Raw genomic sequence first — 24774 nt, forward strand, 5'->3', positions numbered from 1 at the left:
AGATGTAAAAAAAGCAGCTTATAGCTGCTTTTTTTATGCTTATTACTATTTACAGTTGAGACTGTAAGTAGTTTTTAATACCCGTATTTTTAATAAGTAATTGTTGGGTTTCTAACCAATCAATTTGCTCTTCTTGCTCATTTAAAATGTGATCAAGGGCTTCACGAGTAATATAATCTTTTTTGCTTTCAGCTAGTTTCACTGCACTTTGTAACTCGTCGATTGTATCGAGTTCAAAACTCATATTAGCTGCAATCATTTCTTCGCTGTTTTCACCAATACGTAATCGGCCTAAATCTTGAAGATTTGGTAAACCTTCTAAAAATAAAATACGCTCGATTAAACGATCGGCGTTTTTCATTTTTTGAATAGATACTTTGTAATCTGCTTTATCTAGTTGTGTAAAGCCAAAATCTTTAAACATGCGTGCATGTAAAAAGTATTGGTTAATACCAACAAGCTCATTAGCGAGTACTTTGTTAAGCGCCGCAATAACGTCTTTATCGCCTTTCATAATATGCTCCTACTAAGCCATTTGTGCTTGATGATAATTTTCAGAGCCAATCTTATCAATTAAGCCAAGTTGTTGTTCTAACCAGTAAACATGATCTTCTTCTGTATCAAATAACAGTTTTTCTAAAATGCTACGAGATTGGTAATCTTGTTGTTCTTCACATATTGCGATTACATCTTTAACACACGCGACTACTTCAAGCTCAAGTGTTAAATCGTTTTGCATCATGCTTTTTACATCGCTACCGATAAGTAAATCACGGCGCTTAGTCATATTTGGTACACCTTCTAGAAACAAGATACGCTTAATAAGCCAATCTGCGTGATCTTTTTCTTCTTCCATTTCGTGGTTAAGGCGCTCGTATAGTTTGTTTAAACCCCAGTCGTCATACATGCGCGAGTGTATAAAATACTGATCGATTGCCGCTAACTCGTTAGCTAACAATGTATTAAACGCATCGATTACTTTTTGATTACCTTTCATGATAAATCGCCTTAACTATTTCAATTGTAGGCAGTGTAGTATAAATCGAATGAATTGCAAGTTTTCTCTATAAAAATCATTGCTTTACTATTGGTTTTGATTCTTATTTAAGTTTGCGTTACTGCTTGGTTTATGGACAGTTTTTTATTTGTATTAGCATCTAATGCAAGATTATGATTGCTAGGGCGTATTGGACTTTGGTGGTTAAATTTGCAGCAGTGTGTTTGGTTTTTAGGCAAGGCAGTGCCTATGTAGTGTGGTTTTTCCCCATAAATAGGCGATAACGCAGCATAAAGACCAAACATGCGCTGCCCAAAAGGTTCTTTCTAGGGACGATTAACTTTTTGTTGCTCGGTTTTTACTTAGCCCACTAGGTTACAAAGCTCGCGCCGCAATTTAATCGCCCCTAGATTGAACAAATCTCAATCCACAAAGATCAACACGCCCTAGGTAAAAAGTGAGACGTTTATCTATGTGGGATTTGTTAAGCAACCTGAACTCTGGATAATAAATCTATCTCGAGCAGCTATTTTCAGCGTTAACTGGGTTGAATTTATTTGCAACAGGCTCGCTATTGACGCGTAAAGTCGCCTTGTTTTCACTGAAAATCTCTGCCTAGAGAAAATCAATTTAAATATCTCCATGATTCAATACGTCAGTAAATCTCTTAACCAGAACTCAGGTTAAGTATATAGGCATGCAGGGCATGCCTATAATGTGTGTTTATTCATTAAAATTGGTATGTAGCGCCCAACGTTGCAGTTGTGCCTAACCCTTTAATATTGTACCCACCGTAGGTGTATGCTTGTGCTCGAGCAGGGTAGTAATCGCTATTGAACAGGTTTTCTATCCCAAAATAACCACTCCATTGGGCGTTAACATTGTATTGCCCACTTAAGTTAAATGTGTTGTAGCTACTAACAGGGCCTTGATCGCCAGAGTATTGGCCTTGTGCATTTTTATCAAAGCGCTTTCTGTCGCCTACATATAAAAAGCTCATCGCCAGTGATAGTTTGTCATTCGTTTGCCATGTTAAATTAGCCGTCGCTTTAGGTGGGCTAATTTGTCTTGCGCCTAAATATTCATCAGCTTTGCTGTTTTTGCCTTCAACGTAGCTGTAAGTGGCGCTCAATTTAAGATCTTCAGTAATCGTGTAGTTAACTAAACTTTCGTAACCCCATATTTCTTGAGGTGCGCGTACGGGTTCGTAAACCCCTGTTACTTCGTTGAACGCATTACTCGTACCAAGCTCTGAGGTACTTCTGTAAAGGGAAAATTCAAAGCGCACATCTTCAAACTGTGAGGTAAAACCAACTTCATAATTATCGATTATGGAGGCTTGTGTTTGAATAAGTGCAATATCGTTAACGGTCGCGGCGCGAAGTAAACGACCTATATCTGAAATGTCAGATCCCTGCGAGTAACTAAAAAATGGGCTAAACGCGTCAGTTAGATTGTATTTTATACCTGCGTTATACGTTGTAGCCTCGTAATTAATAGTATCACCACGTACGTTTAACGGCACCGAACACTGCGACGCGGTTCTGCATAGCTTTAATGTTTGATAATCACTTACGCTCAAATCAATGCTTTCGTTTCTTACGCCTGCTTTTATAATAATGTCGTCGTTTATTACCCATTTTGTTTGTAAAAAACCGGCAACACTTTCCATGTCCATCTCTGGGACCCAAACACGACCATCAACCAAAGGTTGCGACGTTTTATCGTTTAACGCGTCAATACCATAGATCAGCGTAGCTGCTACGTTTTCAAAATCAAACTGGCTATTAAAAGTAGCTCTTGCCCCTTGTTTGTCTGATTTAATGACAGACTGACCACCGCTATAACCTTCATCAAGATTGGCTAACGCGGTTGAGAAAAAGAATACGTTTTCTATATTTTGTTTATAGAGATCGAGAGTCATTTGTGTGTTATCAAATAACGCATAATCAACATACTTTAGCGTTATATTTTCATTACCTTCTGGTCCTTGCGGTTTACCTTGTTTTTGAAGTGCTAAAGGGACGTGTATAGCGTATGTTTTTTCCCCTATATTGCCATCGCCGGTAACATCGCCTAAGTCTGTTTTTTGTTGTGAGCTGTAAAAGTTGTAGCTAAACTGCAACTGTTTTTCGTCATCAAAATCATAGGTTAGCTTGGTAAAATAGTTTTGCGTTTCGGAGTCTGATAAACCATATTGTAAACCTAAAATATCGCCCTTTGCATCGCGTTGTACGCCGTTTTCTTCATAGCTTGCACTTAACAGATAGCTGAGTTTGTCGAACTTTCCGTTTACGGCCGCCGATAGTCTACCGCCGCCACTTTCTGCTAATTTAACAGCGCTAAAGCGACTTGAAATACTTATTTCACCTTCCGGTTTACCATCACTACGGGCTTGTTTCGTTATGTAATTAATAATGCCACCTGAGGCCCCATTACCATAAATAGACGTTGCACCCTTTATTACTTCAATGCGCGCTATAGCACTTGCATCAAGCGTTTTTACGCCTAAAGAGCCATTACGAAGAGGGGTTGATTGCGGCACGCCATCAATCATTATTAAAGGCGCACGACCGCGTAGTGTTTGTCCTGAATTGCTTGAGCTGCCGGTATCGGGAGCAAGGCCTGGCACCATTTGCGCTAGTAAACTACCTAGTTCTGAACTTACTTTTAAATGCTGTTGTATTTGTTGTTGATTAATAACCGTAATTGAAGCGGGTACTTCGTCAATACTTTCAGCTATACGGCTACCAGACACAATGACGTGCTCTAACTGATCACCAGTGTATTCATTTTTATTACTTTCATCAGCGAACGTGTTAGCACTTATTGCAACAGCAAGAAGGCAAAGTGAAGTTTTTAACATTGAGGGATCTTAGTTGATAATAATTTCCGTAATGGTAATTATTATCAACTAATGGCGCAAGTGTTAATAAGATTTATTTCCATTTATGACGCTTTAACCAAAAATAGACACCACTTACAATAAAAAATGCGAGTGAAAGGGCGATTAATAACCACATAAATTGCACTATTGGGCCTGCAAAATCACCAATATGAAATTTATATTTAAAGTTCCATACTTGTGTTGTGAAGTTGGTTTTACTTGCGTCAAATGAGTTTAAGACTTTGCCAGTAAATGGGTTGCTCCAAACCCAACTGTAAGCGTGGCTTTCGCTAGGGTTTTGCATTCTCAGCGCTATTGCATCGTCGGTTTTTTTAGGCAAGTAAATTCTATATATTTTACCATCTGGGAATACGTTCTCTGCATTTTTAATTGCTTCGTTATAGTTTAAAGCCGCTTTTAAAGATGCGATTGTTTTTGGTGCTTTCGGTCTTTGCTCTACGGTGTTAAAGGTTAAAAATTCTAAGACCGATTGAGTTTGTGTTTTCCAATTAAACGCCATGCCAGTAAAGGCAATAAGTACAAGCGGTATAAAAAAGTAAACGCCAAGCACAGTATGTAATTGATACATAAGCACTCTAAATTTGGCTTTTGGTTTTATTGCTAACCGTTTAATTCTGTTTTTTGGTTTAACCCATAGGTAAAAGCCGAGTAAGGCGTTGACTAAAAGTAGCAAAGCACACACCGACATCCAATTTCTAAAGGTTTTTTCACCCTGACTGTTTTCATATAACAACCAGCGATGTAAGCCCATAGCAAACCCGTAAATGGTATCTGTTGATTCATAGATGTTTAGTACACTTCCTGAGTAGGGATCAACACTGGCGTAGTGTTTATTGGCTAACCTAAATTGCCATGCTGAGTTTGGTGCTTGCTCAGGCATAAAAAAGGTGATTGTTTGCTTAGTTTGAGCTTGTACATTTTGTATAAGTTCATCGTAATGCATTAAGTTTTTTTGGGGTGTTACTTGCCATTTTGCAGGCTCTATTAAGTGCTGTATGTCTTTTGCGTAAATCATAACCGCACCGGTTAAGCTCACTATGAATAAAAATAGTCCGCTAATAAGGGCAAGGCTTAAGTGAATTCTACGTAACCAAAGTTTCAAAAAAGTATCTCATTATGAGTTAATAGCAATATTGTAAATGATAATACGAGCTGTTTTTAATTAATAGTCATGTATTTGGTTTTGCTTATTAACCTGAACTCTGGTTAAGAGATTTACTAACGTATTGAATCATGATGGTATTTAAATTTATTTTCTCTAGCTAGAGATTCTCAGTGAAAACAAGGCGAATTTATGCGTCAATAGCTGGCCTATTGCAAGTAAATTCAACGCAGTTAGCGTTGAAAATAGCAGCTCGAGATAGATTTATTATCCAGAGTTCAGGTTTATTATTAATACCATTATGTGAGGCTTTTATTTACGATCGATTGGATTTCTATTATGCAATTTTCGATATTAAAATTGTCGTGCAAAAAGCTTTTTACTATGTGTAAATCAACTAGGTGTTGAGTGCTAATAACAAGCTCGCAGTAACTTTCTTTATCATCTAATTGCCAAAGCTTAATACTGATTACCGATTCGATATTAAATTTACTGCAAATAGTATTTGATATTGTGTGTGTATCAATGTTGTTAGGCGCTGCTTGCATTAAAATTTTGCAGCTTTGTTTTAATAGTAAAACGCCATGATAAATTACATAGATAGAAATAAGGACAGTGGCAATTAAATCAACAATATACCATTGATACAAAATAATTAAGGTGCCCGCAATAATGACCACAATAGATGCCATTGCATCTGAGATATTATGAATAAAGGCTGCTTTTATATTAATGCTGTTATTTGCACCAGCACGGTAGGTTAAAAATGCGGTAGCTAAATCAACAACTAATGCGATGGCGGCAACCCATACAACAATCCAGCCATTAATTAGTTGAGGATTTAAGTAACTCGAAACAGACTCAACTATTAAATACCCACCAATTAAAATTAACGTGCTGCTATTAAATAACGTAGCGAGTATTTCAGCACGTTTATAACCAAAATGATGAGTGCCGTCAGCAGGCTTATTGCCTATTTTACGTGCTACCAAGGCTATGAAAATAGCACCAGCATCACTTAAATTATGAAGGGCGTCGGCTATAAGTGATAAACTGCCAGAAAATATCCCGCCAATGACTTGCGCTATGGTCAGTAATACGTTTATGACAACAGCTACCGTAAGCTGTTTATTACTTTGATTTTCGTCTACATGACTATGTGAATGATTGTGTCCCATAAATCCCTCTAAACTATATTTAAAAAGTAGCACTCATAAATTTTAAGTGTAAAACAAGTAAGCGATTATTATTAAAACACGATCAAAGCATGTTTTATAAAACTATTAATGACACTAATTGCTTATGTTTCAAAGCTTTTAAACCCCAATGCTTGCGTCTCTTCTTATTTAATGCATTATGAAAGTATATTCTCATAGTCCGATTCAGTTTTTAAAATAAAGCAGTATGCCCTAAGGTGAAAAATAATGAACCAGCCAATTATTCGTGATGCACAACCGAGTGACTCAAAAACAATTCTACATTTTATAAATGAATTAGCTATTTATGAAAAAGAACCTGAAGCTGTAAAAACAAGTGAGCAAGCGATACTAGATACGCTATTTTGTGATGGCGCAACTGCGCACAGTATAATTTGTTTAGAGGGGGATGAACCAATTGGTTTTGCAGTCTATTTTTATAATTATTCTACGTGGTTAGGTAAAAACGGCCTGTATCTTGAAGATTTATACGTAAGCCCAGATAGCCGTGGCAATGGCGCTGGCAAAGCGATTATGAAACATTTAGCTAATAAGGCCATTAGTAATAATTGTGGTCGTTTTGAATGGGTAGTGCTTGATTGGAACAAACCCGCTATCGATTTTTACAACAGCATAGGCGCAAAGCCTCAAAACGAATGGATTATATATCGCTTAACAGGGCAGGAATTGTTAGATTTCGCCAAATAGTTAATGAAAATCATTTGCATTTACACTGTTGGGTGTGTAAGTTAAATACACACTCAATAATTAAACGTGCAGATGATTATATGATCTCAAGTCAAAAACAAACTCACCCAGATTTACTCTATCTTGAGCATGCATTAAGTCCTTGGCAGTCGAACATAATGCAAGGTAATTATGCATTTGAACAAGGTGCACTACTCGAAGCCCGCGATAAATACTTATTAGCCAAAACACTTGCAGATCATCTTCTTGAGCAGTTTTTATATGCACAAATTAATAATAATGTCATTCATGCTATTGAGCATTGTATACCCGCACTTGTTGTTGCGTCGCATAATTTAGCTGATACCTATATAGCTATGCAACAGCCTGAAAATGCATGCAAATGGCTATGCGAAGTACACTTAACACTTTCTTCATTAATTAAGCATACTCATTACGATATACAAAAAGTGAGTAAGCACCATTACATTAAAACTTCCTCTGAACTTGTATCATTTGCACGCAGGTACCCTTCTTTTCCAGAACTGATTGAGCAAGTTAATTTTTGTTTAAGCTCAAACACACCTTCAAACAAACAATTGCACTAAAAAGGACTATTTATGACGTTTACTTTACCTAAACTAGATTATGAATACGATGCACTAGAGCCTCATATTGATAGTAAAACGATGCATATTCATCATACTTTGCACCATCAAACGTATATCAATAAAGCCAATGCTGCTTTAGCAGATACTGTATATGAAAACGTAAATGCTGAAAAATTACTTAAGGGAATAAACAGCCTGCCTAGTAATTTGCAAAAAGCAGTACAAGAGCATGTAGGAGGGCATTTTAATCACAGTTTATTTTGGCAAGTAATGAGCCCACAAGCCACAGGTGAACCTGAAGGTAGTGTTGCTCAGGCAATAAATGAACAGTTAGGCAGTTTTGATAAGTTTAAAGACCAATTTACTGCTGCTGCAATTAGCCAATTTGGCAGTGGTTGGGCATGGCTATGTGTGACCCCAGATAAAAAGTTGATTGTAGAAAATAGCGCTAATCAAGATTGCCCTCTAATGCAGGGCAATACCCCTATTTTGGGTCTTGATGTATGGGAACATGCCTATTATTTGAAGTATCAAAATAAACGTCCTGACTATATCGCCGCTTTTTATAATGTAATTAATTGGCAAGAAGTACAAAGGCGTTATTTATTGGCTATTGGTTGAGTGCCGAATATGGCTAGTAATGTAAGTTTTTTTGTATAAGCTAGGCTCTATAAGGTTAATTTATAGGGCCGTTTATGGACACTTCACATTGGCAAAAAGCACGTCAGAGTCGCGATCCTCGTTTTGACGGGCTTTTTTACGTCGCGGTAAAAAGTACCGGTATTTATTGCAGGCCTATTTGCCCTGCACCAACGGCTCACGAAAAAAACGTTGCTTATTATCAGTATGCCCATAACGCGGCGCAAGATGGCTTTAGACCTTGCATTCGTTGCAGGCCCGACAGTGCACCAGGCAGCGCTGCTTGGCAAGGTACAAAAACCACAGCTCTGAGGGCTAAGCAATTAGTTGATCAGCAAGATGAACACGACTGCGAAAAATTAGCAGCTCGTTTAGGTATAAGTAGTCGTTATTTAAGGCAGTTGTTTAAGCAGTATTTTGGTGTGTCGATTACGCAATATCGATTATTTAACCAATGTCATTTTGCTAAAAAGCTGATTCAAGAAACACATTTACCCTTAACCGAAATAGCGTTTGCTGCTGGCTTTAAAAGCATTAGGCGCTTTAATGATGCATTTTTGCAGCAATTAAATATAGCTCCCTCGAAGCTGCGCAGTGGCGATAAAAAACCAACGTCAACACTCACATTAACCTTACCATTTAGGCCGCCCTATAATTGGCCTGCTTTGCAGTCCTTTTTACAAAGGCGCTTGATCAAACCAATGGAGTGGATAACGCAAACGAGTTACGGGCGTACTTTTGCAAGTGAGAAATATAAAGGAAGCTTTACCGCCAAATTTATAGCGAGTAAAAACCACTTTAGTGTATCTATCAATATAGACAATACGGCGTACTTACAACCTGTTATTAATAATATACGTCGTGTGCTTGATTTAGACGCCGACATTAATTTAATTCAAACGCATTTAAGCGCCAATATAAACAATGCGTTTACTGTGTGTGAAGGGCTCAGGCTTCCAGGGATTTGGTCAAGTTTTGAAGCCGGAATAAGAGCGGTACTTGGGCAACAAGTGAGTGTTACTGCGGCGCATAATTTAGTAACAAAGTTAGTTGATGAATTAGGTGAAAAAGAGGGCAATGCTATTTACTTCCCCGCAGCTGAAGTTGTTGTTAATAGTGATTTTGCCTTTTTTAAAATGCCACAAGCGCGCAAAAATGCGCTGCATAATTTAGCGCAGTTCTGTGCGCTAAACCCTCAAAACGACGATTTAGACGAATGGCTTAGTTTAAAGGGAATTGGCCCTTGGACGGTAAATTATGCAAAGCTGCGAGGGCAAAGCCAACCCGATATATTACTTGATGGCGATTTGGGTGTTAAAAAAGCTCAAGCGGCGGCAAATCCTTTTGAGCCTGCTAATTGCGCTCCTTTTCGCTCTTACTTAACCTTTCAACTTTGGCAGCAATTATAATGATAATTCAAACATCAATTTCAAGCCCAATAGACGACATAATTATTCAGGCAACCGATAAAGGTGTCAGTTACGTTGGTTTTTACCCACCAGTTGAACACCCTCATACGCCATTTGAGCGAGTCACTAATAAGGCGGTGCTTATTTGCGCTGCACAGCTAAACGAGTACTTTGCAAAAAAGCGTACTACGTTTGATGTACCACTTGATACAAAGGGGACGGTATTTCAGCAAAGTGTATGGCAAGCACTATTAACAGTTCCTTTTGGGCAGTCGCAAACATACGGCTATATTGCTAACCAACTCAATAACCCGAAAGCAGTAAGGGCGGTAGGCGCTGCGAATGGTAAAAACCCGATTAGTATTATTGTACCGTGCCACCGAATTATTGGCGCAAATGCAAAGTTGACCGGTTATGCGGGAGGTTTGGATAGAAAACGCTGGTTATTGAAACATGAAGGGTTAAATTTGTATTAATTTAATATTAAGGTAGCATAAGCGCACTTTTTATTAGATGGCACCCTAATGGCTCAATTATATTTTTACTATTCTGCAATGAATGCAGGTAAATCAACCACATTACTACAATCTGCTTTTAATTATAAAGAACGCGGTATGGAACCTGTGATCCTCACCGCTGCTATTGATGATAGGCAAGGCGTGGGTAAAGTGTCATCTCGTATTGGCTTACAAGCTGATGCGCATGTATTTGATGCCAGTAAAGATGTTTTTGATCTTATTGAATCGCTTCATAGCGACAAAAAGCGCCACTGTGTGTTGGTCGATGAATGTCAATTTTTATCAAAAGAACAAGTTATGCAATTAACCGATGTGGTTGATGAGTTAGGTATACCTGTGCTGTGCTATGGCTTGCGTAACGATTTTAGAGGCGAGCTATTTGTAGGGTCGCAATACTTGCTTGCGTGGGCTGATAAGTTAGTAGAGCTTAAAACTGTATGCCATTGTGGACGAAAAGCTAACCATGTACTGCGTACAGATGAAAACGGTGAAGCAATAGCCGATGGCAATCAAGTAGAAATTGGCGGCAATGACCGATATGTTTCGGTATGCCGCAAACATTATAAAGCCGCGTTAAATATGGGCCGACAAAGTAGTTAAAAATGTATCAATATCTTCGCGGGTAATATCTAAATGCGTTACTAGCCTAAGCTGCTTACTTGGGCTAAATAATATGCCTTGTTGTTTAAGTGTTTGAGCAATCTCTTTGATGTTTTTACTACTAGCGTACGTTGCATAAACCATGTTAGTGGTGTTGCTCATATCGACAGTAAAACCATTCAGTTCACTTAATTTTTGAGCCAAATATCGTGCATTAGCATGATCGTTACTCAAACGATTAACATTATATTCGAGTGCGTATTGGCCAGCCGCTGCAAGTATGCCGGCTTGGCGCATACCACCGCCAAGTACTTTTCTCCATCGCCTTGCTTTATTAATAAGCGCTTGCGAGCCTAATAATAAAGACCCAACGGGGGCGCCTAAGCCTTTTGATAAACAAATAGAAACTGAATCAAAGTGTTTTGTAATTTCAGTGATATCAACATTTAGCTCAATAGCTGCATTAAATGCACGAGCGCCATCTAAGTGCAGTGCTAAATTATGTGTATTAACAAAGTCGCGTGCTTGGGCTAAGTATTCAAGAGGAAGTACTTTTCCGCCAATAGTATTTTCTAGGCTGAGCAAGCGAGTTTTAGCAAAGTGGCAATCATCTGGTTTTATTGCTGCCGTAATTTTATTAAAAGGGATACTGCCATCAGCATCGTTTTCGATAGGTTGTGGTTGAATAGAGCCTAAAACAGCTGCGCCACCACCTTCAAACTTATAATTGTGAGCATTTTGGCCACAAATGTATTCGTCACCTCGCTCACAATGCGCCATTAATGCAAGCAAGTTAGCTTGTGTGCCGGAGCTGCAAAAAATTGCAGATTCAAAATTAAAACGCTTACATGCATAGGCTTCTAGTTGGTTTACGCTTTCATCATCACCATATACATCGTCACCAACCGGTGCGTTATACATAATATCGCGCATTGCTTTTGTTGGTTTAGTCACTGTGTCAGAACGAAAATCTATCATGATGGCTTTATCCTTTTAATAGCTTAAGCAAGCTCACTACATATTTGTTCACGGGTTTCTTTATCAAAATAGCTCCATGCAATAAAGCGGCTAATTTTTTGACCTTGTGCCATATCAACTATTTTATACTCGGCTATTGGGTGAGCTTTTAATACTTCTTCAAGGGCTGCAATGTTATCTTTTTTAGACACCAAAGACGTAAACCAAAGTACCTGCTCTGCAACGCTTTCGCTTTCTTTGATCATATTGGAGATAAATTGAACTTCACCGCCTTCACACCATAATTCATTATTATGACCACCAAAATTTAGTGTGCTACAGGGGGCTTTTCCTAAGTTTTTCCATTTACGCTCACTGCCTTTGGTTGCTTCTTCCTCACTTGCATGAAACGGCGGATTACAGAGTGTTAAATGGTATAAATCTTTTTGGTTAATAACGCCTTTAAAAATATGAGATGCATTTTTTTGTTGTTTTAGAGTTATTTTTAAACCATTAAACTGGGCAATTTGTTTTGCTATTTTTACTGAGGCTACATCAATATCAGTGCCCGTAAAGTGCCACTTATATTCACTTGTACCAGTAAGCGGATAAACCAAGTTAGCGCCAGTACCAATATCAAGCACCTTAATTTGCTTACCTAGCGGTATTTGTTGTTGATTATCATCACTTAATAAGTCAGCTAAGTAATGAATATAATCAACACGACCTGGAATGGGTGGGCATAAGTTATGCTCAGGAATATCCCAAAAATCAATATTATAGTGTGCTTTTAAAAGTGCTTGGTTTAGTGTTTTAACGGCTTTGTTATCACTAAAATCAATGCTTTTAGTGCCCGCTGGTGTCGTTATAACAAAAGGCAGTAGAGCAGGAAGTGCTGCTGTTAATAAATCAAAGTCGTAGCCATTTTTATGTAGGTTACGAGGGTGTAATTTTGAGCGTGCTTTATTTTCTTTCATGGCTTAATTTTAACAACAGATATGATGTGGCAATTGTAACAAATGCTGGTGAGTAAAGTGCAGACATTTTCTTTGGTATCGCGGATATTGCTGGTAGGATGAGTTGGTAAAAATAAAAAGGAACAACCGTGGCCATTTCTCAGCAATCAATAGCAATCAATTTTACAGCTCAGCAAACACTACACTTACGTCGTATAGCCGATGATAACCAGCAAGGGCCTGTGGTGTTTTTTATGCATGGGGCTGTAGAAAACGGAAAAATATTTTACACGCACTCTAATAAAGGACTTGCCCCTTTTTTAGCCGAGCACGGTTATCGATGCTATGTGGCTGATTTACGTGGACGAGGTGATAGCAAGCCCGTTATTTCGGGTGAATCTGAATATGGACAAACAGAAGCTATTTTGGAAGATATTCCAGCTTTTATTAATCAAATAGAAGTGATTGAAGGTAAAAAACCCGACTATTGGGTCGCTCACTCTTGGGGGGGGGTGTTGATGAACAGTGTATTCGCACGATTCCCTGATTACATAAATAACGTCAAGGCCTGTGTTTATTTTGGCTCTAAGCGCTCATTGTTTAACAACCATCCTAAAAAGTTACTGCAAGCCAATTTTATTTGGTATTTTATGGCACCTATACTGGCTAAAAAGCATGGCTATTTAAATGCTAAAGGTTATAAGTGGGGCAGTGATAATGAAACTCAAAAGTCGCACTTTCAAAGTATGCAGTGGGCTAAAAAAACACCGTGGATAGACTCTGATGATAACTTTGATTATGCAACCACTATTAGTAATCTGCATTTGCCACCTACGCTACATATTGCTGCAGTAAACGATAAGGCATTAGCGCAGCCAATTGATATTCAAAAGTTCATGGATGAATCAGGGCTGGGGGTTCAAAAAATGCGTATTTATGGCCGTAAACATGGGCATAATTTTGATTACGATCATATTAATATGCTCACGCACCCACGTGCGCGTGATGATCAATTTAAAGATTTACTTAATTGGTTTAATGCGCACCCTACACGTTAACTTCCATCAAGTAATTCAAGTAGGGGCGTTTTATAACGCTCCCATTTTGCAATGGCTAAACGATTAATCGGCTCTCGAATAGCATGCTTGCTAAGAGTGGTAACCGCCGATTTGCGCTTATAAAATGCTAAACAATTTTCTTCAAAGGAGCAATCTAAAAAGTTAAGTAATGCAGTTAGTTGCTGTTTTGGGTTGTTTACTAATGCTTCGTAACTGATGTTGTAAATTGGCATACCTTTAAGCGATTGCCAATGAAGCATTAGTTTTTCGTATAATGCATGATATTGCTTAAACTCTACAAGAGAGCAAAAGTAAGGTTCATTTTCTGCGAAATAATTACTAAGTATAGAAAAAGCAGTCGCATTAAAATCGCGTGTTAAATTTATAAATTTAGCATTTGGAAACAACACATAAATAAGGCCAAGTGATTGATAGTTACTTGGTAACTTATTTATTATAAATGGCTTAATAGGTGTGACGGTTTTTAGTGCATTTATATAAATGTCACGTGCTTTGCTAATTAGCTCAGGTGTTAAGTGTTTTAAGCATTGAGGGTATGAAACTGCCGTCTTTTGCTCTAAAAATGCAACCACATTACCGACACTCGAGCTCTCTCCAATGCTTGAATATTGGCTGTGATTTGCCAGCATTTGCTCCAGCAAAGTAGAGCCACTGCGGGGCATACCAATTATAAATACTGGGGTGATTTGGCTAATTAATTGCTTATCGCCGCTGTTTATAAATGAGCGCGTGTTGTGTTTAATTATTTCATCATAAATGGGGCTGAGCTCATCAGTATTAAAGTTACTTAACTTGTGTTGTAACTTATTGGCGAGCACAAAATAGCTAAATGCTTGTTCAGTATCATCAAGCTTGTCATAGCTTTTGCCCAGCGCGTAATAGCACACCATTTTAAGGTGTAAGTTATTAGTTTGGGTTAATAAATGATGCAACTTACTTATATAATTATGATTTTTGTCAAAACGTCCTAATTGGACTAATTCAAATAAAATATAGGCAGTAACAGGGTGAACACCCATACTAAGTGCATGTGCAAAAGTGCTATGCGCTTTATCTAAATTGCCATGAGTTAGATAGTGTTGTGCTAAATAATAATGAGGTTCAGGGTTATTGGTTGCTATGCTTTGTGCATACTCAAGGACGGTTAATGCATCTTTAGGTGAGTTAACTCCATTAAACGCATCAGCTAACGCATTTAATGGCTCAAGCATACGCGGTAGACGTTCACATGCTTTTTGCAGTACATACACCGCTGCATCAAAACGCGCTAACCTTAATGCTATTTTACCTAAGCCGAATAAGGCTTCACCATTGTCAGGATCGCTTTTTAACAGTGCTTTATAGTGAAACTCTGCTTCTTTGAGTTTGCCTTGCTCGAGTAGTTGATTCGCTTTTTTAAGTAGCATAACTGCGCATTGATTTTTTTATTTACTATAAAATAAAAAAGGCGAAATGTCTTAACATTTCGCCTTAACTGTTTATGCAAAGGTGTTAGAAAGTATATGTCGCTTTTGCATAGTAAAAACCGCCGTTAATACCAAACGGAGATGTTTCGTAATACTTACCGCCCCAGTTATTATTCGGCGCACCGGCTGCTTCGGCAAAATCAAGTTTTTCAGCATCTTGATCAAACAGGTTTTGAGCGCCTAAAGAAAAACTAATAGACTCATTCATAAAGTACGTGATTTCAGCATCAACGGTAATGGCTGCATCAGCTGTTTTGGCTGTTGCATCATAATCCACGTGAACGCCTTGGTATTCACCGTAGTAGTTTAGGCGAGTGAATGCTGAGATAGATTCCCATTGTTGAGCCCATGTAAATGTAGCGCGATGGTTTGGTAAATCTTCTTCTAAGCGTTTGACTTTAAATGGGCCTGTGATGTCACTGAATTTGGTTACTTCAGTTTCATTCCAGTTATATGCAAGGCTAAGTGTAGAGCTACCGCCTAAGATATCTGCAGTATAATTAGCTACAACATCAATGCCTTGCGTTGTCGTGTCAAAGTCATTAGTAAAAAAGCTAACTTGAGCAAGGCCCTCAACATTAGGTACACCCGCAGCAGTAAGTGAGTCTTTATCTGCTTGGCTTAGTGTTATTTTTTCAGATTGGCTAATCCGATCATCTACCTGAATATTGTAGTAATCAACAGTTAAAAATAAATCGCCAAGGGTGTAAACAGCACCAAATGTATAGCTTTGAGATTCTTCAGGCTCAAGCTCTGTACCACCTAGTTGGACTGCAACTGGATTTGTTGGTGGTAGTAAGGCTGAGTCTCTAAGTACACCTTCACTTAAGTTTGTTTGTACATTACTTACATTTGCTTGACCAACGGTAGGTGCTCGAAAGCCTGTACTTACCGAGCCACGTATATTTAAGTCTTCTGTTACATGATACTGCGCCATTACTTTATAGTTTGTTGTTGTGCCAAAACTGTCGTAATCTTCAAAACGAACGGCTAAGCCCATTAAAAACTCTTCAGTAAATGGTGCTTCAATATCTATAAATGCAGCGTAATTGCGGCGAGAAAACTCACCTGCTTGAGATGGCTTAAAGCCAGGGAAACCGTTAGAACCAATGCCAAAGCCTTGAGATGTTAATGGGCCTGCAGTGTATGATGCTTCATCACCCGCTATGATAGTGAATGTTTCTTCATGCCACTCTAGACCGCCGGCAATGTTTACATCATAGGCAAGGTCAAAATCAAACCCTTTAGATAAGTCTAAATTAAAGTTCTTTTCTAATTGTTCGTATTTACCAGGGCTAAAATCACGAGGTGTGTCAGGACCTAATGATGCATTTACTGTGTTATAGATAAAATAGCGAGATTCATTTAATCCAACAGTACCGCTTAAGTCATAGAATACACCTTTTAAGAAGCTACCAGTAAATTCACCCTTAGTACCAATGGTTAAAGAAGTATCGGTGATGTTACCGCCAAAATTTGGTGTAAAACCACCCGGTAGCATTTCGTTAAAAGCAAAACAGTTTGGGTTGTTAGCAACCCCACTTATATAGTCTGGGTTATTTAAAACGTTATCATCTATTGCGATAGTCGGGCAATTGCCACTCATATCGTCAGTTAAATCTGCTATCAGTAGAGTGCCTCCGTCATCGTTTGAATACACACCTGAACGAGTATGCGGATTTCGGTAATAAAAACCACCACGTACATCACGCTCAGAGTAGTTACCAAACATGTAAAACTCAGAGTCGTTAGTTAGCTCTAGACCAACATTACCAAAAATTGAAATATCGTCATTTACCTCAGGTGCGCCCCAAACTTGAGCCAGAGGAGATACATCTGGTACACCCGCAGCAGAGAGTGCCGCAGCATCTGGTCGTTGTACTGAACGGCTTGTTGCATCAGACGTTTTATACTGAAAGCTTAAATTAGCAAAACCGCTGTCGGTAAAGGGTAGGCCAACGTTTCCAGAAATTTGAGTTGTGTCGCCATCACCTTCGTAATATTGACCATGACGTACTTCTAACTTACCGCCTTCTGAGGCATCTTTTAGTTGGAAGTTCATTACACCGGCAATTGCATCAGAACCATACTGTGCAGCAGCGCCATCACGAAGTACTTCGACCTGCTTAATTGCAATGCTTGGAATAACTGAAATGTCAGCACCTTGTGCGCCATCATTAATACCACCGCCTAAAAATGCGATTACAGATGCACGATGACGACGTTTGCCGTTTAAAAGAATTAGCGTGCTGTCTGAAGGTAAGCCTCGTAAATTAGCTGGGCGAACAAGGGATGCCGCATCACTAATTGGATTTTGATGAACATTAAAAGAAGGTACTGAGCCTTTTAAAAGCTCAAGCATGTCGGTGTTGCCTGATTTTTCAAGCTCTTCACCGCCAATAATATCAATAGGAACGGGTGAGTCACCGATTGAACGAGGAGCTGAACGCGTACCGACTACGGCAATTTTCTCTACATTTTTGTTCACTTTAACTTGTTGTTCATCGGCTGCAATAGCTGAACTTGAAATAAACAACCCTGCAGTTGTTGTAGCTAGAGCAAATTTTATTGCTTGGTTTAGCGCATTGTTTTTTAATTTCATTCTAATTTTCCCCAGTTAGAATAATTTTTACTTCGATGTTAAATTTCTCATCATTTATTTTTCAACCTCACTATTAGTGCATATTAATTTGAGGTTTTAGCCTCTAAAGTTTAATTAATTAAGCAACCTTTAGTAACGTTGTATCTACAGACTATAGATAAAAAACAAGGAGAGCAATTGCTAATTAACCGTTTTATAACAAAAAAGTTAACTTAGTAACTGTATGCAATAATGATTCAAGGTGAAGGGGGAAACGAAGCGAATGGGTGAAATTGCAGAGTAAAAAGAATTATTAATGCAAGGTTGGGTTTTCAATGTTGCTTTTTTGTTTCTTTACTTAGACTTTTTTAGTTGTTTTTTCAGAGGTTTGCGCATTACGCCACGCTGCTAATTTTTCTTTGTACTCATCCCATACACAGGGACAGCAACTGCCTCCACCGCAACATTCATCAGATTTTGGTCGCTCAGGCTTGATTGTTAGAAGCGTTGTATTTGGTTGCATAAAAGGTTTCATCTAGGCACTCATTGTGTACAAAGAATAAAGTAACGCTTCAGATAAGTAAATTATTCTTTGTGAACGAGAAGGGCTGTGTGAAAATGCCCGTTATGCGATTATATAAAGTTATTCACCGTGCACCGTGGCGGGTAGTTAAAATTAGTAAAAAGCGCCAACAGCTGCGTTTTCGCCGTGCTATGGTGGCGCTTAAAATAGCACTTGCGCAAGAAAAACAAGAAACAAAAGAAATGCTCTCAATTTATAGGCGCTATACTCAAGGGCAGACGAATAAAGCAGAATTAAAACGCGCTAATGAACAGTTTGTTGATATTTTAAAAGGGCTAGGTTTAGGCGTATTTGCCGTTTTACCTTTTGCACCGCTTACAATTCCTTTAGTGGTAAAGCTCGGTCGTATAGTGGGTGTTGATGTGTTGCCAAGCTCGTTTAGTATGAACAAATCAATTAAAGAACTTGACGCTGAAATAAGTCACGAAAATCAAAAAAAAGCTCACAACGAGTCATTAAAAAAGTAATCTAATGTAACCTCAAATTAGCGATACCTTTTAAGTGTGCTTATTGATATGCTCTTAAGTACCATTTTTATATTATACGAGCTATTTAATGAGTGCATTACTTCGTCATACTTCTTCTGGTATTCCTTTATCATTTATTCTCAAAAACGAATTATCTGACTGGCAAACTCAGCAATCTGCGTTTATACAAAACTGGTTAAACAACACAGGCTTTGAAAAGCAAGGATTAGCGCTAATCCCTGATGCCAAAACTGGCGAATTAAGTCACGTTGTTTGCCTTATGCAAAGTAGTGATGATTTTTGGGCTGCGGGTAATTTAGCAAATACATTGCCAATGGGTACTTATCAAATTCAAGGTGATAATGTATTAGTAGAGCACGTTGCTTTAGGGTTTGTGCTTGGTGGGTACGAATTTAGTGAATACAAAGAAAAGCCAACAGCAAAAGCGCAATTAGCCATTAGCGATAAAGCCATGTATGAGCGTGTTAGTCAGCAAGCTGATGCTATTACACTTGCACGCGATTTAGTGAATACCCCAGCTGTGGATATGATGCCGCAGCATTTATCGCAAGTAATGGAAGATTTAGCCGCAACGTACAATGGTGAATTTTCGCAGTGGATTGGCGATGAACTACTAGAGCAAAACTACCCAACTATTCATATGGTGGGTCGTGCAAGCGAAAACAAACCGCGTTTACTCGATTTAAAATGGGGTGCAACCGATGCCCCGTTAATTACGCTAGTAGGTAAGGGCGTATGTTTTGACTCCGGCGGACTTGATTTAAAACCAAGCTCTGGCATGCGCAATATGAAAAAAGACATGGGCGGTGCCGCGCATGTTATTGCACTAGCACAGCTTATTATGGCAGCCAACTTACCAATTAGACTACGCGTGCTTGTCCCTGCGGTAGAAAACGCTGTATCGCGTAATGCATTTCGCCCAGGCGATGTTGTTAAAACACGTAAAGGTATTATGGTCGAAATTGATAACACTGACGCAGAAGGGCGCTTAGTATTGTGTGATGCGTTAAGTGAAGCTCAAAACGACAAACCAGATCTAATTATTGATTTTGCTACCCTCACAGGTGCATGTCGTGTTGCGTTAGGCACGGAGCTTCCGGGCTTTTTCTCAACAGAGCGCGATGTAGCAAACGGTATTATTGATGCTGGTTTAAGTGTATATGATCCTGTTTGGCAACTTCCGTTGTTTGAGCAATACAAAAGCTTTTTGAAAAGTGATGTAGCCGATATGGCTAACTGCGCAAGCACACCGTTTGGTGGTGCAATTACTGCTGCACTTTACTTAAAAGAATTTGTTGAACCAACAACACCGTGGGTACACTTTGATGTAATGGCATGGAACTTACGTGCATTACCAGGTCGTCCAACGGGTGGTGAAGCATTAGGTATTCGGGCTGTATTTACTTACCTACAAAATCGTTTTAATAAGTAAGTTTTTAATTCAATAGTAAGTGCATAACTTGAGCTTATGAGTATTAAACCTCATACAGCTCAAGTGGTAAATTGTCTGGATCGGCAAAAAAGGTAAACTTTTTGCCGGTTATTTCATCCACTCTAATATCCTCAACGTTTACATCGCACGACTCTAAATACGTTTTTGCAATCTGTACATCCGCTACCTTAAAAGCTAAATGTCTTAAGCCTTGTGCTTCGGGATAGCTTGGTCTTGTAGGTGCGCCATCAAACGAAAATAACTCTATTTGACTGCCATCAGGCATGGCTAAATCTAATTTATATGAACGACCACAAGTGTATAAAACAGGTGGTTATTAAAAGCAAAAACGCACTTAATTAAGTGCGTTTTATATGTGCCTTACTACATGTTTTGTTAGCTTGGCTCTGCGTCTTTACACGCTTTAACGGCTGGCGCTACAAGTTCTAAACCTGTTTTATTACACGGTGGTAATACTGCATCGCTTACATTAATAGGCGTTACACGATCGCCCCATTTTATGTAACTTGCAGCCCACGTAAGACCTGCTCCAAACGCAGCAGACATTATATTAGAATGCGGCTTAATTAACCCTTGTTCAACCGCTTCACATAGTGCAATGGCAATTGTTGCAGCTGAGGTATTGCCATACTCACCAATGTTTACCATCACTTTTTCATCAGGTACTTTTAAACGGTGCTGAATAGCTTGAATAATGCGTAAGTTTGCTTGGTGAGGAACTAATACGTTTATATCATCTAAGCTTAAATTTGCTTGCTGAAGTACATCATCACACGCTTCACTCATGCCTTTTACAGCGCGTTTGAAAATTTCACGCCCTTCAAATAACAAATCTGATGGGCCAATTGGTTCATATTTATTTAAATTGCTACCAAAATTTGTGATGTGTAGAATATCGCGATCTTCACTATCGCACCCTGTTTTAGTTGCAAGCAAACCGGCTGGTGTATCTGCTGCTTCAAGTACGACTGCACCTGCGCCATCACCAAACAAAACAGCGCTATCACGGCGCGCCCAGTTCACATACCAAGTCATGCGCTCAGCGGCAATGACCACCGCTTTTTTGATCATACCCGCTTGAATTTGTGCTGTAGCGGCTTGTATCGCATATAAAAAGCCAGAACATGCCGCGTTAGTATCCATAGCAGCTGCGCCTATAGCACTAATATTTTTTTGTACTTGTGAGGCGGTATTTGCCACAACCGTGGAAGGTGTACAAGTTGCTAATATTACTAAATCAATATCTTTTGGATCAACGCCTGCACATGCAATTGCATGTTTTGCTGCAATGGTCGCTAAATCGGCAGTACTTACATGACTCACGCGACGTGATTTAATGCCTGTACGCGTGGTTATCCACTCATCGGTGGTATCAACTATTTCACTAATTTCGTCGTTGCTAATGCTTGCTGGTGGAATGCATTTACCCCAACCAGTGATGTGTGCGTAAGACATGGTATGCTCTCTTAAAAGTGGTCTGACGTGTGTTACTAATAGGGATGTTATATCAAAAATTGCCTTTCAAGACTAGTTTATAAGGTGTTTTCCCCCGTAATAAATTGTAATGAAAGGCAATCTATAAATAAGTTGATTTAAAAAAGAGCAAATGCGAATTACAATGTTAGTGTTTAGGTTGTTATTTGTTGCTTAGCTGTTGACAGGCAGGCAGTATCAGCGATTATGATACTTAACTAATAATAGTAATCGTATGCTCAAATACTGTGCAATACGTTGGTATAGCTAGGTAAGTTTATAAATTATAGGGAAGCATATGAGTAACAAAATAAAAGTGTCGTTATTTAACCATTTGATTGATGCTGAGCGCCAGTTACTCGACCCAGAAATTCGCCAATCTGAGCGTGCGCTAGATGCTTTACTTGATGATGAATTTATCGAAATTGCTGCCAACGGCACTACATTTAATAAATACCAAGTGCTTACCCGTTTACCTACCGAAGTGGTGCCACAGTTTTACAATCAACATTTTAAAGGTCGAATGCTAAGCGATGATGTTGCGCAGCTAAGTTACCAAGCCGCTTATAGGCGCACTGCTCGCAGTGAATTTAATTATTCATTGCGTATGTCGCTTTGGCGTAAACAAGGTGAGCAATGGCAAATGGTGTTTCATCAAGGCACCCCTTGTGCGCCGTTTACAATTTCTATGGATGATGATTAAAAATCATATAACCGTTAAAATAACCTTATTAAACATTTGATTGGGCAATTACCTTTTGTTAATGCGAACCGACCCTTCTATTAGTCGACTATTAATGCTGCGAAGCGGCGCAATTGCTGTGCAGTTAATCGCAGTGTTAAGCGTTTATTTTTTACTTGAGCACCAAATTGCGTTACTGCCTTTACTCACTGTTATTGCGTTAGAGGCTGTTTTTCAGCTAATTAGCCTATTTGCTTATCGTAATGTAAGCCAAGCTAAACCGTTTGGTATGTTAATGCAGCTCACTGCTGATGTGTTGTTTTTAACTGTTTTGCTTTCGCTAAGTGGCGGTGCAACCAATGCGTTTGTTTCGTTGTTGTTGCTTCCCATAATGATTGCTGCTGTTACATTACGTGAAAAGGGATTAGCGTATATCGCCGTGTTAGCGATTGCAGCTTACAGCTTTTTATTGATAAAAATGCCCGATCACAGTATGCATCAAATGAATATGAGCGGGCACTTTATTGGTATGTGGGTCAATTTTGTTTTAAGTGCCAGTGTAATCGCACTTGTGATTGGCGCAATGAGCCGAGCACTTAAAGAGCGAGAGCGAATTATTGCAAACGTGCGAGAAAAACAATTACGTAATGAGCAGCTTGTTATCCTTGATGGAGCTGCTGCACAAATAACCCATCAACTTGCGACCCCCATCGCAAACTTGCAGTTATTGTTTGAAGAGCTACTAGAACAACAACCAAACAATCCTATTGTTAAGCATATGCAAGCGCCGCTGATTCAGTGTAGTAACCAACTTAATGATTTTAGGAAGCTTTCGGAGCAGTTACGGCTTAAAAATTCACAAGAACACGTAACTGTAAAGCACCTGCAAACACAGATCACGGATACTCTTTTACTGCAATACCCTGATCAGCACATTCAGTGGATCACACCGCCTATCGCTGCAACACTAATGAGCGATGTTATGTTATTGCCTGCAATTTTAAATTTATTACAAAATGCGACCCTCGCAAACCAAAAACAAGGTCAAACTCAATTAGAGCTAAGTTGGCAGCAAGACAACCTGCATAGTAAATGTGTTTATTTGTTAATTCGTGATTTTGGCAGTGGTTTTTCTGCACCACAATTAGCAGAGCTGGGCGGGCAACTTATGCCAAGTGTTCAGGGAATGGGGCTTGCTGTGCTTTTATCAAATGTAACATTTGAGCGTTTAAATGGCTCGCTTACCTTGTTTAATCATACAGATGGCGGCGCTGTCGCCAAAGTAAAACTTGCTATTGTAAACACCGAGAAAACAGCCTCATGAAGTTACTTATTGTTGAAGACGATATAAATTTAGCCAACACACTAGCAAGGCGCTTAACTAAGCAGGGCTTTACTTGCGAAGTAGCACATAATCAAAGTGATGCGTTACTCACTGCACGCAGACTATTACCGGACTTTGTTTTATTAGACATGAAACTAGGCGACGATAACGGACTTGCACTTATAAAGCCGCTGCGTAATTTGCTTGCCCAAGCTCATATTGTTCTACTCACTGGGTTTGCAAGTATTGCGACCGCAGTAGAGGCAATGCGTTTAGGTGCTAACGATTACCTTACTAAACCAGTTGATGTGACGACCCTATTAAAAGCGCTTAACACAAAGCCTGTCACGTCTGCGCCTAGCGCTATTGATGATGCTGTTATGTCGCCAGAGCGCTTAGAGTGGGAGCACATTCAGCAAGTATTACACAGTAATAATGGCAATGTGTCGGTAACCGCGCGGCAACTTAATATGCATCGGCGCACTTTGCAGCGCAAGCTACAAAAAAAGCCGGTGCAGCAGTAATTTAGTACTTAACTTATGGAAAGTGTTATGAGCGATGATGCAGCTATATTAATGCAAAATCAAAAAATTATATTATTTGATGCGCAATGTAAGCTGTGCAGCGCGTGGTGTAATTTTATTATTGCGAGCGATACGAAGATTATTTTTAAACTATGCAGCGTGCAGTCCCCTAAAGGTGAGTTGTTGTTAATGCACTTTGGTTTTTCGACGAATGAATACGCCTCAATGGTGTTTATTGAAAATGGTAAAGCGTATACGCAAAGTCATGCTTTTTTTGAAGTGGTTAAGCAGCTTGGTTATCCGTACAAGCTCGCAAATATATTTAGTGTTTTACCAAATAGGTTTAATAATTGGTCATACGATAAAATCGCTTTAAATCGTTATACATTATTTGGAAAGTATCAGTATTGTAGAATTCCCGCATCAAGCGACGCTGCGCATTATTTGTAACTTGGTTGTTATTGGCGCTGCCGCTAAGAATAGAATAACGTTGATATTTATCTTAACTTTTGTCAGATAAATTACAGCGAGTGTCTAGTTT

The 24774-nt window shown here is 39.0% G+C and carries 24 protein-coding genes and 1 pseudogene; 13 read left to right on the plus strand and 12 right to left on the minus strand.

The window, feature by feature from the left end; translation table 11 throughout:
• Positions 1-49 precede the first annotated feature (49 nt).
• From bfr (ACJJVZ_RS01755) to ACJJVZ_RS01775, 5 genes are all read right to left on the minus strand, one after another.
• The gene (gene bfr / locus ACJJVZ_RS01755; protein WP_182702688.1) at positions 50-514 is read right to left on the minus strand and encodes a bacterioferritin; all 465 of its coding nucleotides are present in this window, start codon (positions 512-514) and stop codon (positions 50-52) included.
• Positions 515-526: 12 nt separating this feature from the next.
• The gene (gene bfr, locus ACJJVZ_RS01760) at positions 527-997 is read right to left on the minus strand and encodes a bacterioferritin (protein WP_007375598.1); all 471 of its coding nucleotides are present in this window, start codon (positions 995-997) and stop codon (positions 527-529) included.
• 730 nt (positions 998-1727) lie between these two features.
• The gene (locus ACJJVZ_RS01765; protein ID WP_138584641.1) at positions 1728-3863 is read right to left on the minus strand and encodes a TonB-dependent receptor; all 2136 of its coding nucleotides are present in this window, start codon (positions 3861-3863) and stop codon (positions 1728-1730) included.
• A gap of 73 nt (positions 3864-3936) precedes the next feature.
• Positions 3937-5007 carry a PepSY-associated TM helix domain-containing protein gene (locus tag ACJJVZ_RS01770; RefSeq protein WP_405597613.1) on the minus strand — a complete coding sequence of 357 codons (1071 nt, stop codon included), beginning with the start codon at positions 5005-5007 and terminating at the stop codon, positions 3937-3939.
• A gap of 299 nt (positions 5008-5306) precedes the next feature.
• Positions 5307-6185, minus strand: a complete 879-nt coding sequence (locus ACJJVZ_RS01775) for a cation diffusion facilitator family transporter (RefSeq protein ID WP_405597615.1) — start codon at positions 6183-6185, stop codon at positions 5307-5309.
• A gap of 246 nt (positions 6186-6431) precedes the next feature.
• On the opposite strand from ACJJVZ_RS01775, the gene ACJJVZ_RS01780 reads away from it, so the two are divergent.
• From ACJJVZ_RS01780 to ACJJVZ_RS01805, 6 genes are all read left to right on the plus strand, one after another.
• Complete coding sequence (locus ACJJVZ_RS01780) at positions 6432-6911, plus strand: GNAT family N-acetyltransferase (protein WP_138583964.1); 480 nt, start codon at positions 6432-6434, stop codon at positions 6909-6911.
• Positions 6912-6991: 80 nt separating this feature from the next.
• On the plus strand, positions 6992-7498 hold the full coding sequence (locus ACJJVZ_RS01785; RefSeq protein ID WP_405597616.1) for a hypothetical protein: 507 nt from the start codon (positions 6992-6994) through the stop codon (positions 7496-7498).
• 12 nt (positions 7499-7510) lie between these two features.
• Positions 7511-8122, plus strand: coding sequence for a superoxide dismutase (locus tag ACJJVZ_RS01790; RefSeq protein WP_077535073.1), 612 nt, complete (start codon positions 7511-7513; stop codon positions 8120-8122).
• A gap of 74 nt (positions 8123-8196) precedes the next feature.
• Positions 8197-9549 carry a DNA-3-methyladenine glycosylase 2 family protein gene (locus ACJJVZ_RS01795; RefSeq protein ID WP_138583963.1) on the plus strand — a complete coding sequence of 451 codons (1353 nt, stop codon included), beginning with the start codon at positions 8197-8199 and terminating at the stop codon, positions 9547-9549.
• Complete coding sequence (locus ACJJVZ_RS01800; protein ID WP_138583962.1) at positions 9549-10025, plus strand: methylated-DNA--[protein]-cysteine S-methyltransferase; 477 nt, start codon at positions 9549-9551, stop codon at positions 10023-10025. The genes ACJJVZ_RS01795 and ACJJVZ_RS01800 overlap by 1 nt, the downstream gene beginning before the upstream one ends.
• Positions 10026-10073: 48 nt before the next feature.
• Positions 10074-10667 (plus strand): thymidine kinase, encoded by a 594-nt coding sequence (locus ACJJVZ_RS01805; RefSeq protein WP_193156558.1) that lies wholly within the window; start codon positions 10074-10076, stop codon positions 10665-10667.
• On the opposite strand, the gene ltaE is transcribed toward ACJJVZ_RS01805, so the two are convergent.
• Positions 10641-11645, minus strand: coding sequence for a low-specificity L-threonine aldolase (ltaE, locus tag ACJJVZ_RS01810; RefSeq protein WP_405597619.1), 1005 nt, complete (start codon positions 11643-11645; stop codon positions 10641-10643). The genes ACJJVZ_RS01805 and ltaE overlap by 27 nt on opposite strands.
• Before the next feature lie 23 nt (positions 11646-11668).
• Entirely contained in the window at positions 11669-12601 is a 933-nt protein-coding gene (rlmF, locus tag ACJJVZ_RS01815; RefSeq protein ID WP_405597621.1) for a 23S rRNA (adenine(1618)-N(6))-methyltransferase RlmF, read from the minus strand.
• A 128-nt stretch (positions 12602-12729) separates the two neighbouring features.
• Here rlmF and ACJJVZ_RS01820 point away from each other — a divergent pair, with 128 nt between their 5' ends.
• Positions 12730-13638, plus strand: coding sequence for an alpha/beta fold hydrolase (locus tag ACJJVZ_RS01820; protein WP_405597624.1), 909 nt, complete (start codon positions 12730-12732; stop codon positions 13636-13638).
• On the opposite strand, the gene ACJJVZ_RS01825 is transcribed toward ACJJVZ_RS01820, so the two are convergent.
• The 3 genes from ACJJVZ_RS01825 to ACJJVZ_RS01835 all read right to left on the minus strand — a co-directional run bounded on the left by ACJJVZ_RS01825 (position 13635) and on the right by ACJJVZ_RS01835 (position 18241).
• Positions 13635-15065, minus strand: coding sequence for a tetratricopeptide repeat-containing sulfotransferase family protein (locus tag ACJJVZ_RS01825; protein ID WP_405597626.1), 1431 nt, complete (start codon positions 15063-15065; stop codon positions 13635-13637). The two genes, ACJJVZ_RS01820 and ACJJVZ_RS01825, sit on opposite strands and share 4 nt — an antisense overlap.
• 85 nt (positions 15066-15150) lie before the next feature.
• Positions 15151-17727, minus strand: coding sequence for a TonB-dependent receptor plug domain-containing protein (locus ACJJVZ_RS01830; RefSeq protein ID WP_405597629.1), 2577 nt, complete (start codon positions 17725-17727; stop codon positions 15151-15153).
• Between the two features lie 337 nt (positions 17728-18064).
• Positions 18065-18241 (minus strand): oxidoreductase-like domain-containing protein, encoded by a 177-nt coding sequence (locus tag ACJJVZ_RS01835; RefSeq protein ID WP_404936257.1) that lies wholly within the window; start codon positions 18239-18241, stop codon positions 18065-18067.
• Between the two features lie 92 nt (positions 18242-18333).
• Between ACJJVZ_RS01835 and ACJJVZ_RS01840 the strand changes: the two genes are divergently transcribed.
• Positions 18334-18756, plus strand: a complete 423-nt coding sequence (locus tag ACJJVZ_RS01840) for a hypothetical protein (RefSeq protein WP_138583955.1) — start codon at positions 18334-18336, stop codon at positions 18754-18756.
• 88 nt (positions 18757-18844) lie between these two features.
• A complete protein-coding gene (locus tag ACJJVZ_RS01845; RefSeq protein ID WP_193156563.1) occupies positions 18845-20209 on the plus strand; it encodes a M17 family metallopeptidase in 1365 nt (454 codons plus the stop codon).
• A gap of 43 nt (positions 20210-20252) precedes the next feature.
• On the opposite strand, the pseudogene ACJJVZ_RS01850 reads toward ACJJVZ_RS01845, so the two are convergent.
• Both ACJJVZ_RS01850 and ACJJVZ_RS01855 read right to left on the minus strand, forming a co-directional pair.
• Positions 20253-20516: pseudogene (locus tag ACJJVZ_RS01850) on the minus strand (VOC family protein); the annotation flags it as partial.
• A gap of 89 nt (positions 20517-20605) precedes the next feature.
• Positions 20606-21685: a ketoacyl-ACP synthase III gene (locus ACJJVZ_RS01855; protein WP_405597633.1), complete on the minus strand. Its 1080-nt coding sequence runs from the start codon at positions 21683-21685 to the stop codon at positions 20606-20608.
• 316 nt (positions 21686-22001) lie between these two features.
• Here ACJJVZ_RS01855 and ACJJVZ_RS01860 point away from each other — a divergent pair, with 316 nt between their 5' ends.
• From ACJJVZ_RS01860 to ACJJVZ_RS01875, 4 genes are all read left to right on the plus strand, one after another.
• Positions 22002-22406: a DUF4440 domain-containing protein gene (locus ACJJVZ_RS01860; protein WP_138586579.1), complete on the plus strand. Its 405-nt coding sequence runs from the start codon at positions 22002-22004 to the stop codon at positions 22404-22406.
• A gap of 61 nt (positions 22407-22467) precedes the next feature.
• On the plus strand, positions 22468-23709 hold the full coding sequence (locus ACJJVZ_RS01865) for an ATP-binding protein (RefSeq protein ID WP_405598157.1): 1242 nt from the start codon (positions 22468-22470) through the stop codon (positions 23707-23709).
• The gene (locus tag ACJJVZ_RS01870; protein ID WP_405597635.1) at positions 23706-24233 is read left to right on the plus strand and encodes a response regulator transcription factor; all 528 of its coding nucleotides are present in this window, start codon (positions 23706-23708) and stop codon (positions 24231-24233) included. Before ACJJVZ_RS01865 ends, ACJJVZ_RS01870 begins: the two co-directional genes overlap by 4 nt.
• 27 nt (positions 24234-24260) lie before the next feature.
• The gene (locus ACJJVZ_RS01875) at positions 24261-24683 is read left to right on the plus strand and encodes a thiol-disulfide oxidoreductase DCC family protein (RefSeq protein WP_405597637.1); all 423 of its coding nucleotides are present in this window, start codon (positions 24261-24263) and stop codon (positions 24681-24683) included.
• The last annotated feature ends 91 nt before the right edge of the window (positions 24684-24774 follow it).

This window comes from Pseudoalteromonas sp. Ld19 (genome assembly GCF_045064135.1).
Taxonomy (GTDB): domain Bacteria; phylum Pseudomonadota; class Gammaproteobacteria; order Enterobacterales; family Alteromonadaceae; genus Pseudoalteromonas; species Pseudoalteromonas aliena.